This window comes from Mycobacterium sp., from assembly GCF_019243155.1.
In the GTDB taxonomy this organism is placed as follows: Bacteria; Actinomycetota; Actinomycetes; order Mycobacteriales; family Mycobacteriaceae; genus Mycobacterium.
Map to the genome: position 1 here is coordinate 1 of NZ_JAFAUS010000245.1, position 11,371 is coordinate 11,371.

Sequence of the window (11,371 nt, forward strand, 5' to 3'; positions counted from 1 at the left end):
ACAACTCCTTCGGCTCGCGGCGCGGCAACCACGAGGTGATGATTCGTGGCACGTTCGCCAACATCCGGCTGCGCAACCTGCTGCTGGACGACGTGTCCGGCGGCTACACCCGCGACTTCACCCAGGACGGCGGCCCGCAGACCTTCATCTACGACGCGGCGCAAAACTATGCGGCACAAGACATTCCGCTGGTGGTACTGGGCGGCAAGGAGTACGGGTCGGGCTCGTCGCGAGACTGGGCGGCCAAGGGCACCCGGCTGCTGGGTGTGCGCGCCGTGATCGCCGAGTCGTTCGAGCGGATCCACCGCTCCAACCTGATCGGCATGGGCGTGATCCCCCTGCAGTTCCCCGAGGGCAAGTCGGCCAAGGATCTGGGCCTCGACGGCACCGAGGTGTTCGACATCACCGGGATCGAGGAGCTCAACGACGGGAAGACGCCAAAGACGGTGCACGTCAAGGCCAGTAAATCCGGCGGCGGGGATAATGACGCAGTGGAGTTCGACGCGGTCGTCCGCATCGACACCCCCGGCGAGGCCGACTACTACCGCAACGGCGGCATCCTGCAGTACGTGCTGCGCAACATGTTGAAGTCGGGCTAGCGGCGACCTAGCCCGCCCATGCCAAAAGTCAGCGAGGACCATCTGGCGGCTCGGCGCCGCCAGATCCTCGACGGCGCCCGCCGGTGCTTCGCCGAATTCGGCTACGACAGGGCCACTGTCCGTCGGCTGGAACAGGCGATCGGCATGTCGCGCGGCGCGATCTTCCACCACTTCCGGGATAAGGACGCGCTGTTCTTCGCGCTGGCGCACGAGGACGCCGAACGGATGGCCGACGTCGCGTCGCGCGAAGGACTCATCCAGGTGATGCGTGACATGCTCGCCGCGCCCGACCAGTTCGATTGGCTGGCCACGAGGTTGGAGATCGCGCGCAAGCTGCGCAACGACCCCGCCTTCAGCCAGGGCTGGGCCGAGCGCTCCGCGGAACTGGCGGCCGCGACAACCGAGCGGTTGCGCAGGCAGAAGGAAGCACACCGGGTGCGCGATGACGTTCCCGGTGACGTATTGCAGACCTACCTGGAATTGGTTCTCGACGGCCTGGTGGCCCGGCTGGCGTCCGGGGAGGACCCGCAGCGGTTGGCCGCCGTCCTGGACCTGGTGGAGAACTCGGTGCGCCGCAACGGTTCTGGGCGCAAGCCGCGGGCGTCAGAGCGCGACGGGGCCGCGAAGCAAGGCGACGTGCTTTCGCCGTGACCTATGGTCGCCTGGACTTGGCGGTGCGGTTCGGACCGCCGCGGCCACGCATGGTGGTACCCGACTCGAGAAGCAGGCTGTGCACCGACCCATAGGATCTGCCGGTCGTGGCAACCAGACTTCGGATACTGGCGCCGCCTTCATAGGCGTGGCGCAATTCGTGCAACAGCTGATCTCGTGGCTGTGTCGCCCTCTGCATTGTTCTCTTCATGGCCCCTCCGACGCCTGAACACGGTTGCAAGCACTCAGAGTAGGAAACCCTTCGTCGATTGCGCGCGGGTTTGAGCCAATTCAGGCCAGTTCGATGAGATCCCGGTATTCGTCGGACCAATAGTCCTCGGTGCCGTCGGGCAGCAGCACGACGCGTTGCGGGTCGAGCGCCTCGGCCGCCCCGGGGTCGTGCGTCACCAACACAACGGCCCCTTGATAACTGCGCAGCGCGTCGAGCACTTGCTCGCGCGACGCGGGATCGAGGTTGTTGGTCGGTTCGTCGAGCAGCAGCACGTTCGCCGTCGACGCCACCAAACCGGCGAGCGCAAGCCGGGTTTTCTCGCCGCCGGACAGGGTGCCCGCCGGTTGGTCGAGCTGCGCGCCGCTGAACATGAAGGCGCCCAACAGTCCGCGCAGATCCTGCTCACCGGAATCCGGCGCGGCGTGCCGGATGTTCTGCCAGACCGTCGCATCGTTGTCGAGCGTGTCGTGCTCCTGGGCGAAGTAGCCGATCCGCAGACCGTGTCCGGGCTCCAGCCCGCCGGCGTCGGGGTTTTCGGTGCCGGCCAGCAGCCTCAGCAGCGTGGTCTTGCCGGCGCCGTTGAGCCCCAACACAACCACCCGGGAGCCGCGGTCGATGGCCAGATCCACTCCGCTGAACACTTCCAGCGACCCGTAGGACTTGCTCAGCCCCTTGGCCACCAGCGGTGTGCGCCCGCACGCCGACGGCGTGGGGAATTTGATGCGGGCCACCTTGTCGGCAACCCGCTCCTCGTCCAGCGCGGCCATCATCCGGTCGGCGCGTCGCAACATGTTCTGTGCGGCAACGGCTTTGGTGGCTTTGGCGCCCATCTTGGCGGCCTGCGTGCGCAACGCCGTGGCCTTGCGTTCGGCGTTGGAGCGTTCGCGGCGCCGACGCTGTTCGTCGGTGGCCCGGGCGTCCAGGTATTTCTGCCAACCCATGTTGTAGACGTCGGCCTCGCCGCGCACGGCATCCAGGAACCACACCCGGTTGACGACCTCGGCGAGCAGATCGACGTTGTGGCTGATGAGTACCAACCCGCCGGTGTGCGCCTTGAGGAAATCACGCAGCCAGCCAACCGAATCGGCGTCCAGGTGGTTGGTCGGCTCGTCGAGCAGCAGCGTGGTCGACGAACCCGAGGCCCCCGCTCCCCCTTCAGAGGCGGCGAACAGGATGCGCGCCAGCTCGACTCGGCGGCGCTGGCCGCCGGACAGCGTGCGCAGCTTCTGGGTCAGGACGCGTTCCGGCAAGCCGAGACTCGCGCAGATGCGGCTGGCTTCGCTTTCCGCGCCGTAACCACCCAATGCGACGAAACGTTCCTCCAGCTGCCCATAACGACGAATCGCGCGGTCCCGGGCGTCGTCGTCGGCGACCTCGGCCATCAACGCCTGCTGCTTCTCCAGATCGGTGAGCAACACGTCCAGGCCGCGGGCCGACAGAACCCGGTCGCGGGCCAGCACGTCGAGGTCGCCCTCTTTGGGATCCTGTGGCAGGTAACCGATTTCACCGGCACGGGTGATGGCTCCGGCGTACGGCTCGGTCTCCCCCGCCAGAATGCGCAAGGTGGTGGTCTTTCCCGCACCGTTGCGACCGACCAGCCCGATCCGGTCGCCGGGCTGCACGCGCAGGTCCGGACCGTCGGGAGACAGCAGAATGCGCGCACCGGCGCGGACCTCGAGGTCCGTGGCAGTGATCACATTTTCTCCCGTTGCTGGTTGGTCAGGTCATTTGTCGTCGGTGAACACCGGCGGTCGCTTCTGCGCGCGCGCGGCAACCGCTTCTTCGAAGTTGGCGGTGAGCAGGCGGACGAAAAGCTGTCCCAAGCCCTCGGCTTGCATGTGCCCTTCCAGGCTACCGGCGTCCAGTCCACTCCATAGTGTGCGCTTGGTCAACTCGATGCCCGGCCGCGAGAATGCGGCAATCCGCGCGGCGATGGCGTAACAGGTGTCCAGCAGCTGCCCCTCGGGCACCTGGCACGACACCAGGCCGATCCGCTCGGCCTCCTCCGCGGTGACGTCGCGCCCGGTCAGCATGATCTCGAACGCGCGCGACGAACCGATCGCCCTGGGCAGCAGATAACTGAGTCCCAGCTCGCTGGCGGTCAGACCGTTGTTGATGCCCGCCGCGCGAAAATACGCGCTGGTCGAGACCACCCGGATGTCGGCGGCCAGCGCGAGGCACAACCCACCGCCGATGGCGGGACCGTTGACCGCGGCGATCACCGGCTGGTGCAGCCGCCGCAGGGCCAGGATGACCTCGTCGAGAATCTCCATGGAGCGCAGCGCGTAGGTGGGCCGGGTCAACCCGTCAACGTGGGGCACCGAGCCCGCGGACTTGTGGTCGGCCCCCGACGAGAACCCGCGGCCCGCGCCGGTCAGCACGACCACGCGCACGGAATTGTCGTACCTGACCTTGTCCAGGGCCTCCTTCAGCGGCAGCATGACGTCGAACGCCATGGAGTTCATCCGCTCGGGCCGATTGAGGGTTATCAGCGCAACCTCGGGTCGCGGGTGCTCTACCAGTACCAAACTCACCCAAGAAAGGTAGCGCGTAGCTAACGCTTGCTACGCGCGCGCAGCGCGTTGTCAGCTTTCTTCGGCTTGCGCGGCCTCGGCCGCGTCGACGTCGAATGCGCGGATCTGCTGTACCAAGTCCTCCAGGGCGGCCGGCGGCAGCGCTCCTGCCTGGTTGAACAGCAGTTTGCCCTTCTTGAAGGCCATCAGCGTGGGGATGGACCGGATCTGGGCGGCGGCCGCCAGTTGTTGTTCGGCCTCCGTGTCGACCTTGGCGTGCACGATGTCGGGGTGCTTGTCCGCCGACGCCTGGAAAGTCGGGCCGAACTGGCGACACGGTCCGCACCAGGAGGCCCAGAAGTCGACGAGCACGATGTCGTTGCCCGCGATGGTTTCGTTGAACTTCTCACCGGTGAGATCGAGTGTTGTCACATTTGCCCTAACGCTCGGTGCTGACGTGATGTTCCCCAGCCTACTGGCGTCCGGCAACACTTTCAGGTCCGACGTTTCAGCACCCGATGCCGCCCCGGGCCTCGTATGTCACAACGCCTGTGCACCAGCGCGACCGCCACCGTGGGCAAAGAGATCGCACGCGCCCATACTAACGAATTCGCCTATGTCGCAAGGTAACCGGCGCACACGGGATTCTCCCCCCCGACATCGGCGCGTAACCTGCCCGCGAGCCGATGCAGGTTACGGTTGCGTACGCTTTCCCGCGTCCGACAGACTGAGGCGGATGATCCGCCGACGGAGGGAATCGCGTTGGGCCACTACATCGCTAACGTCCGTGACCTGGAGTTCAACATCTTCGAGGTCCTCGATGTAGGCGCTGTCCTGGGCACCGGAGACTACAGCGACCTCGACGAGGACACCGTTCGAACCATTCTGGCGGAGGCCGCCCGCCTGGCAGAGGGCCCGGTGGCCGAAACCTTTGCTTTCGCCGATCGAAACCCGCCGGTCTTCGACCCCGCCGAGCACTCGATCAGCGTCCCCGACGAACTGGCGAAAACGGTCCAGTCGATCAAGGAAGCCGGCTGGTGGCGGCTCGGCCTCGCCGAGGAGATCGGTGGCATGCCGGCACCTCCCCCGCTCGCGTGGGGCGTCAACGAACTGATCTTCTGCGCCAATCCCTCGGCGAGCTTTTACTGCCTGGGACCGTTTATGGCGCAAGCGCTTTACGTCGAGGGCGACGAGCAACAGCAGCGGTGGGCGGCGGAAGGCGTCGAGCGTGGCTGGGCGGCCACCATGGTGCTCACCGAGCCCGACGCGGGTTCCGACGTCGGCGCCGGCCGCAGCAAGGCGATCGAACAACCCGACGGCACCTGGCATATCGAAGGCGTCAAACGGTTCATCTCCGGCGGCGACGTGGGCTCCACCGCCGAAAACATCTTCCATCTGGTGTTGGCCAGGCCGGAGGGGGCGGGCCCGGGCACCAAAGGGCTGAGCCTGTTCTACGTGCCGAACTACCTTTTCGATCCCGACACGTTCGAACTCGGGCCACGGAACGGGGTTTTCGTCACCGGGGTGGAACACAAGATGGGGATCAAGTCCTCCCCGACATGCGAATTGACTTTCGGCGCAACGGATGTGCCCGCTGTCGGCTACCTCGTCGGCGGCGTGCACAACGGGATCAAGCAAATGTTCACGGTGATCGAGAACGCGCGCATGACGATCGGCGTGAAGGCCGCAGGCACGCTGTCCACGGGCTACCTCAACGCGCTGGCATATGCCAAGGAGCGGGTACAGGGCGCCGATCTCACCCAGATGACCGACAAGACCGCGCCGCGGGTCACGATCATGCACCACCCCGATGTGCGCCGCAGCCTGATGACCCAGAAGGCCTACGCCGAGGGGCTGCGGGCGCTCTACATGTATGCCGCCGCGCATCAGGATGATGCTCTCGCACAACGGGTTTCCGGTGCCGATCACGAGATGGCGCACCGCATCGACGACCTGCTGCTGCCGATCGTCAAAGGGGTCAGCTCGGAACGCGCCTACGAAGTCCTGACGGAGTCGCTGCAGACCCTGGGCGGCTCCGGGTTCCTGCAGGACTATCCCCTCGAGCAGTACATCCGCGACTCCAAGATCGACTCGCTCTACGAAGGCACCACGGCGATCCAGGCGATGGACTTCTTCTTCCGCAAGATCGTCCGCGACCACGGCCAGGCGCTGCAGTTTCTGACCGATCAGATCAGTCAGACCATCGACACCTGCGATCAGGCGCTGAAACCGCAAGCCGAACTGCTGCAGATCGCGCTCGACGAGGTAACGGCGATGACGGCCGCGCTGACAGGCTTCCTGATGTCCGCCGGGCAGCAACCGACGGAGATCTACAAGGTGGGCCTCGGGTCGGTCCAGTACCTGCTCGCCGTCGGGGACCTGCTGATCGGGTGGCGCTTGCTGGTGCAGGCCGGGGCGGCGCACGCGGCGTTGGCCGACGGCCCGTCGAAGGGTGACGAGACCTTCTATCAGGGCAAGATCGCGACCGCGACGTTCTTCGCGAGGAACATGCTGGTCAAGCTGACGTCGCTGCGCAAAGTCATCGAGGCCATCGATGGCGAGATCATGAAGGTGTCCGAACAGGCGTTCTGACAGCCTCGCGTTTCACACAGGTTACCGACAGCTTCAACGGGCTATACCCCATTCGTTGGGTCCAACCACGATTGGAGAAACCTTGATGTCCGCCAGCTGTCAAACGCCTCGGCTCACCCGGTTGGCGGTGGTCACCCTCGCGGGAGCCACCGCTTTGTCCATGGCCGCCTGCAGTTCGTCCAACAAAGCGAGCCCGACGTCCACGTCGACCGCAACCTCGACGGTGACCTCGACCGCCACCTCGTCGGCGCCGGCCACCGGCGAATCATGGGTCCGCGGCATGATCGCGTCGGTCGCGGGCAACTCCATTCAGGTCACCAAGGAAGACAACACCAATGCTGCCGTGAACTTCACGTCGACGACCAAGATCACCGAACTCACTCCGGCCACGCTGACCGACGTCACCACCGGCAGCTGCGTCAGCGTGCGACCGGCCCAGCCGCCGCAGAACGGGCAACCGGTCACCGCGGCGTCCGTCAAGGTCAGCCCGTCGGTCAACGGCGCCTGCCCCACCAAGCAGGGTGGACCCGGCTCAGCGCCGGGCGCGGGACCCAGTTCGGGCAGCCCGGCCCCGTCCGGCTCGCCGGCCCCGCCGCCGGGGAAACCCGCGCCGGTCCGCGGCTCGGTCGCCTCGGTATCGGGTAACACCATCAACGTGAGCGGCACCGACCCCAGCGGAAACACCACGCAGACGCCCGTGACGGTCGACGACAAGACGAAATACTCCAAGCAGAACTCCGCCACCACCGACGCGATTACGCAGGGCAAGTGCCTGAGCGCTCGCGGAACCACGGACAACGGGGGCACGCTGCAGGCCACCAGCATCAACGTGCGCCAGGCCACCGACGGTAAATGCGGCAAACCCGATCAGCACAAGCCCGATCAGCCGCACGGCCAGGGCGGGTGATCGCAGCCTCGCGGCTTGAGATTCACGTCACCCGGGGCAGGCGCGGTTGTGTAATCGCGCCTGCCCTGGGTATTCGCTTGCCTCGGGTAATTAGCGAATTTAAGAGGTGTCGGTGCCAGCCATTCGGACGAAATCTGGGGTGACGCGACTCGGGCTTGTGGCCGTAGTCGGACTGATCGCGATAGGTGTCGCCATGTGCGGCCCCTCGAACGACTCGAAGAACACTTCAAGCAGCGGCCCGCCGACCGTGTCGGCGGTCGCACCCAGCCCGGCGGCACCGAGTGCGGCGCCGCCGCCCGGACCTCCCCCGCCACCACCGGCCAAGGACTACGTCGAGGGAATGGTCCAACGGGTATCGGGCCAGACGATCGCGCTCAGGACGCGAACCGGCTCAGCCACCGTGGACTTCTCACCGCAGACGCGGGTCGTCGATGTCAGCCCGGCGCAGCTGACCGACGTCACGCCGGGCAGTTGCGTCAACGTCAAGGCCACCCCGCAGAGCGCGCCGAGCGGCGGCGCGATCACCGCGCAAATGGTGACCATCACCCCGTCCATGGACGGAAAATGCCCACCGCCGACCGGCTTCTACGGCACCGTCGCATCGGTCTCGGGCAACACCATCGCCATCAACGGGCTCGGTCCCAGCGGTCCGGGCGCACCAACGAACGTGACGGTCGCCAACGCGACCTCGTATCAGAAGCAGACGCCTTCGGACACCCAGGCGATCGTCAACGGCAAATGCATGGGGGCCCAGGGAACTCAGGACGGCGGCGTGCTGCACGCGGTGATGATCAGTCTGGAGACCTGTCCCCCGATGGGGCACCCGCACCACCACCTGCACCTGCCTCACCTCCCGTTCCACCTCTAGGGCGATCGCAAGCGCGGCGTAGCCGGGCGCAGCGGGTCGCCCCCATCCGACCGAGGGCGATCGCAAGCGCGGCGTAGCCGGGCGCAGCGGGTCGCCCCCATCCGACTAGGGGGATCGCAAGCGCGGCGTAGCCGGGCGCAGCGGGTCGCCCCCATCCGATTACGAACGATCAGATTCAGACGGTGAAGCCGAGCGCACGCAGTTGTTCGCGGCCGTCCTCGGTGATCTTGTCCGGGCCCCACGGCGGGTTCCACACCCAGTTGATCCGCAGGTCGCTCACCAGGCCGGCGCCGACGAGTGCGCTGCGCGACTGATCCTCGATGACGTCGGTCAGCGGGCAGGCCGCCGACGTCAACGTCATGTCGATCAGCGCGACGGTTCCGTCGTCGCCCTCCTCGACATTCAGGCCGTAGACCAATCCCAGATCGACGACGTTGATGCCCAGTTCGGGGTCGACGACGTCACGCATCGCCTCCTCGAGGTCGAAGAGCAACTCGTCGTTGGGTGCGCTGGTTTCGCTCATGAGCCGTCGCTTCCGTTGGTTGATTTTTCGGCACCGGCGCTGGCCTGGGCCAGTGCGTCTTTGCACGCCATCCACCCCAGCAGGGCGCATTTCACCCGTGCGGGGTATTTGGCCACTCCGGCGAACGCGATCCCGTCGCCAAGCACATCCTCGTCCCCGTCGATATTGCCGCGCGAGGAAACCATTTCGGTGAACGCGGTGATGGTCTTCAGCGCGTCACCCACACTTTGACCGATCACCTGCTCGGTCAGCACCGATGTCGCCGCCTGGCTGATCGAACAGCCCTGCCCGTCATAGGAGACATCGGCGACGGTCTCGCCGTCGTCGGACAATGCCACCCGCAGGGTCACCTCGTCACCGCAGATGGGATTGACGTGATAGACCTCGGCACCGAACGGCTCCCGCAGCCCGCGGTGCTGCGGATGCTTGTAGTGATCCAGGATCACGTCCTGATACATCTGTTCGAGGCGCAATGTCATTCTCTCCCAAAGAATTCGATCGCCCGTCGGACGCCGGCGACCAGCCGCTCCACCTCGTCGGAGGTGTTGTACAACGCGAACGAAGCGCGCGCGGTCGCGGCCAAACCGAACCGCCGGTGCAGGGGCAGCGCGCAGTGGTGACCGACCCGCACCGCGACACCGTCGTCGTCGAGCACCTGCCCCACGTCGTGGGCGTGCACGCCATCGACGATGAAAGCCACTGGCGAGCCGCGGTTTTCCATCGAGGTCGGCCCGACGATGCGGACCCCGTCGATGCCGGACAGGCCCTCGATGGCGGCGGCAACCAGCTCTCGCTCGTGGGCTTCGACGGCGTCCATGCCGATGGCCCCGAGATACCGTGCTGCCGCGCCCAATCCCACCACCTGGGAGGTCATCGGCGTGCCGGCCTCGAATCGCTGCGGCGGCGCGGCGTAGGTGGTGGCTTCCATGGTCACCGTCTCGATCATCGATCCGCCGGTGAGGAAGGGCGGCATGGCCGACAGCAGCTCCCGGCGCGCGTAGAGCACCCCGATGCCGTTGGGGCCCAACATCTTATGGCCGGAAAAGGCGGCGTAGTCAACGTCGAGGGCGTGCAGGTCGACGGGCTGGTGTGGTACCGACTGGCAGGCATCCAGCACGGTCAGCGCCCCGACCGCTTTCGCCCGCGCGACGAGTTCGGCCACCGGCGCCACCGCACCGGTGACATTGGAGTGATGGCTGAAGGCAACGACTTTCACCCGCTCGTCGAGCTGCAGTGAGTCCAGGTCGATCCGGCCGTCCTCGGTCACGCCGTACCAGCGCAACGTGGCGCCGGTGCGGCGCGCGAGTTCTTGCCACGGAACCAGGTTGGCGTGGTGTTCGAGCTCGGTGGTGACGATGACGTCACCCTCGCCGACAGCCCGGTCGAACCGGTTGTCGCCCAGCACATACGACGCCAGGTTGAGCGACTCGGTGGCGTTCTTGGTGAACACCAACTCGTCGGCGTCGGCGCCCACGAACGCGGCGACGTCGGCGCGGCCCTGCTCGTAGGCGTCGGTGGCCTCTTCCATCAGCTGGTGTGCACCGCGGTGCACACCGCCGTTGGACGTCAGCAGGAATTCCCGTTCAGCGTCGAGCACCTGCAGCGGGCGTTGCGACGTGGCACCGGAATCCAGGTACGCCAACTGGTTTCCGCCCCGCATGATCCGCTTCAGAATGGGAAAATCCGCACGGATCGCGGCCAGGTCCAGCTGTGTCGCCGTCATGTCTACGACCCCCCGGACGCCGCCGCCGCTTGGGTGAAACGCACGTAGCCGTTCTCCTCGAGTTCGTCGGCCAGTTCCGGGCCGCCGGACTCGATGATGCGGCCCCCGACGAACACGTGCACGAACTGCGGCTGGATGTAGCGCAGGATGCGGGTGTAGTGGGTAATGAGCAGAACGCCGCCGTCTTCGGCCTGCGCGTACCGGTTGACGCCCTCGCTGACCACGCGCAGCGCGTCCACGTCCAGACCGGAGTCGGTCTCGTCGAGGATCGCGATCTTCGGCTTGAGCAACTCCAGCTGCAGGATCTCGTGGCGCTTCTTCTCACCCCCGGAGAATCCCTCGTTGACGCTGCGTTCGGCGAATGACGCGTCGATGTCGAGGCCCCCCATGGCGGCCTTGACCTCTTTGACCCAGTGCCGCAGTTTCGGCGGCTCGCCACGCACCGCGGTGGCGGCGCTGCGCAGGAAGTTCGACATCGACACACCGGGCACCTCGACGGGGTACTGCATCGCCAGGAACAAGCCGGCCCGGGCGCGCTCGTCGACGCTCATGTCAAGGACGCTCTGGCCGTCCAGCGTGATCGACCCCGACGTCACCTGATACTTCGGATGACCGGCGATCGCGTAGGACAACGTTGACTTGCCGGAACCGTTGGGCCCCATCACGGCATGCGTCTCACCGGATCGGACGGTCAGGTTCACGCCGGTGAGGATCGGGATCTCGCGATTCCCCTCGGGGGCGTTCGGGTCTTCGACGCTGACGT

At 66.3% G+C, this 11,371-nt stretch carries 13 protein-coding genes and 1 pseudogene; 5 read left to right on the top strand and 9 right to left on the bottom strand.

Annotation, left to right across the window (positions count from 1 at the left end; all coding sequences use genetic code 11):
• Together acnA and JOZ00_RS12075 are read left to right on the top strand one after the other, a co-directional pair.
• Positions 1-599, top strand: a pseudogene (acnA, locus tag JOZ00_RS12070) (aconitate hydratase); the annotation flags it as partial.
• A gap of 18 nt (positions 600-617) precedes the next feature.
• Positions 618-1,250: a TetR/AcrR family transcriptional regulator gene (locus JOZ00_RS12075; RefSeq protein WP_293344120.1), complete on the top strand. Its 633-nt coding sequence runs from the start codon at positions 618-620 to the stop codon at positions 1,248-1,250.
• Position 1,251: 1 nt separating this feature from the next.
• Here JOZ00_RS12075 and JOZ00_RS12080 read toward each other — a convergent pair whose 3' ends face one another.
• The 4 genes from JOZ00_RS12080 to trxA all read right to left on the bottom strand — a co-directional run bounded on the left by JOZ00_RS12080 (position 1,252) and on the right by trxA (position 4,427).
• Positions 1,252-1,449 carry a helix-turn-helix domain-containing protein gene (locus JOZ00_RS12080; RefSeq protein WP_293344144.1) on the bottom strand — a complete coding sequence of 66 codons (198 nt, stop codon included), beginning with the start codon at positions 1,447-1,449 and terminating at the stop codon, positions 1,252-1,254.
• A 92-nt stretch (positions 1,450-1,541) separates the two neighbouring features.
• The gene (locus tag JOZ00_RS12085) at positions 1,542-3,179 is read right to left on the bottom strand and encodes an ABC-F family ATP-binding cassette domain-containing protein (protein WP_293344122.1); all 1,638 of its coding nucleotides are present in this window, start codon (positions 3,177-3,179) and stop codon (positions 1,542-1,544) included.
• Between the two features lie 27 nt (positions 3,180-3,206).
• Positions 3,207-4,016 (bottom strand): enoyl-CoA hydratase, encoded by an 810-nt coding sequence (locus JOZ00_RS12090; RefSeq protein WP_293344124.1) that lies wholly within the window; start codon positions 4,014-4,016, stop codon positions 3,207-3,209.
• 51 nt (positions 4,017-4,067) lie between these two features.
• Positions 4,068-4,427 (bottom strand): thioredoxin, encoded by a 360-nt coding sequence (gene trxA, locus JOZ00_RS12095; protein ID WP_293344126.1) that lies wholly within the window; start codon positions 4,425-4,427, stop codon positions 4,068-4,070.
• A gap of 330 nt (positions 4,428-4,757) precedes the next feature.
• On the opposite strand from trxA, the gene JOZ00_RS12100 reads away from it, so the two are divergent.
• Positions 4,758-6,587, top strand: coding sequence for an acyl-CoA dehydrogenase (locus JOZ00_RS12100; protein WP_293344128.1), 1,830 nt, complete (start codon positions 4,758-4,760; stop codon positions 6,585-6,587).
• A 99-nt stretch (positions 6,588-6,686) separates the two neighbouring features.
• On the opposite strand, the gene JOZ00_RS12105 is transcribed toward JOZ00_RS12100, so the two are convergent.
• Positions 6,687-6,896 carry a hypothetical protein gene (locus JOZ00_RS12105; protein ID WP_293344130.1) on the bottom strand — a complete coding sequence of 70 codons (210 nt, stop codon included), beginning with the start codon at positions 6,894-6,896 and terminating at the stop codon, positions 6,687-6,689.
• On the opposite strand from JOZ00_RS12105, the gene JOZ00_RS12110 reads away from it, so the two are divergent.
• Both JOZ00_RS12110 and JOZ00_RS12115 read left to right on the top strand, forming a co-directional pair.
• Positions 6,868-7,494, top strand: a complete 627-nt coding sequence (locus JOZ00_RS12110; protein WP_293344132.1) for a DUF5666 domain-containing protein — start codon at positions 6,868-6,870, stop codon at positions 7,492-7,494. The genes JOZ00_RS12105 and JOZ00_RS12110 overlap by 29 nt on opposite strands.
• Before the next feature lie 193 nt (positions 7,495-7,687).
• On the top strand, positions 7,688-8,362 hold the full coding sequence (locus tag JOZ00_RS12115) for a DUF5666 domain-containing protein (RefSeq protein ID WP_293344134.1): 675 nt from the start codon (positions 7,688-7,690) through the stop codon (positions 8,360-8,362).
• A gap of 175 nt (positions 8,363-8,537) precedes the next feature.
• Here JOZ00_RS12115 and JOZ00_RS12120 read toward each other — a convergent pair whose 3' ends face one another.
• From JOZ00_RS12120 to sufC, 4 genes are all read right to left on the bottom strand, one after another.
• On the bottom strand, positions 8,538-8,885 hold the full coding sequence (locus JOZ00_RS12120; protein ID WP_293344136.1) for a metal-sulfur cluster assembly factor: 348 nt from the start codon (positions 8,883-8,885) through the stop codon (positions 8,538-8,540).
• Entirely contained in the window at positions 8,882-9,364 is a 483-nt protein-coding gene (gene sufU, locus JOZ00_RS12125) for a Fe-S cluster assembly sulfur transfer protein SufU (RefSeq protein WP_293344138.1), read from the bottom strand. Before sufU ends, JOZ00_RS12120 begins: the two co-directional genes overlap by 4 nt.
• Positions 9,361-10,608 carry a cysteine desulfurase gene (locus tag JOZ00_RS12130; protein ID WP_293344140.1) on the bottom strand — a complete coding sequence of 416 codons (1,248 nt, stop codon included), beginning with the start codon at positions 10,606-10,608 and terminating at the stop codon, positions 9,361-9,363. The genes sufU and JOZ00_RS12130 overlap by 4 nt, the downstream gene beginning before the upstream one ends.
• A 2-nt stretch (positions 10,609-10,610) precedes the next feature.
• A partial coding sequence (gene sufC, locus JOZ00_RS12135; protein WP_293344142.1) for a Fe-S cluster assembly ATPase SufC occupies positions 10,611-11,371 on the bottom strand: 761 nt, incomplete at its 5' end.

Coding starts and splice junctions, on each gene's coding strand:
- sufU (WP_293344138.1), bottom strand. CDS start 9,364: ATGACATTGCGCCTCGAACAGATGTATCAGGACGTGATCCTGGATCAC.
- JOZ00_RS12080 (WP_293344144.1), bottom strand. CDS start 1,449: ATGCAGAGGGCGACACAGCCACGAGATCAGCTGTTGCACGAATTGCGC.
- JOZ00_RS12105 (WP_293344130.1), bottom strand. CDS start 6,896: ATGGAGTTGCCCGCGACCGACGCGATCATGCCGCGGACCCATGATTCG.
- JOZ00_RS12075 (WP_293344120.1), top strand. CDS start 618: ATGCCAAAAGTCAGCGAGGACCATCTGGCGGCTCGGCGCCGCCAGATC.
- JOZ00_RS12130 (WP_293344140.1), bottom strand. CDS start 10,608: ATGACGGCGACACAGCTGGACCTGGCCGCGATCCGTGCGGATTTTCCC.
- JOZ00_RS12115 (WP_293344134.1), top strand. CDS start 7,688: ATGTGCGGCCCCTCGAACGACTCGAAGAACACTTCAAGCAGCGGCCCG.
- JOZ00_RS12110 (WP_293344132.1), top strand. CDS start 6,868: ATGATCGCGTCGGTCGCGGGCAACTCCATTCAGGTCACCAAGGAAGAC.
- JOZ00_RS12120 (WP_293344136.1), bottom strand. CDS start 8,885: ATGAGCGAAACCAGCGCACCCAACGACGAGTTGCTCTTCGACCTCGAG.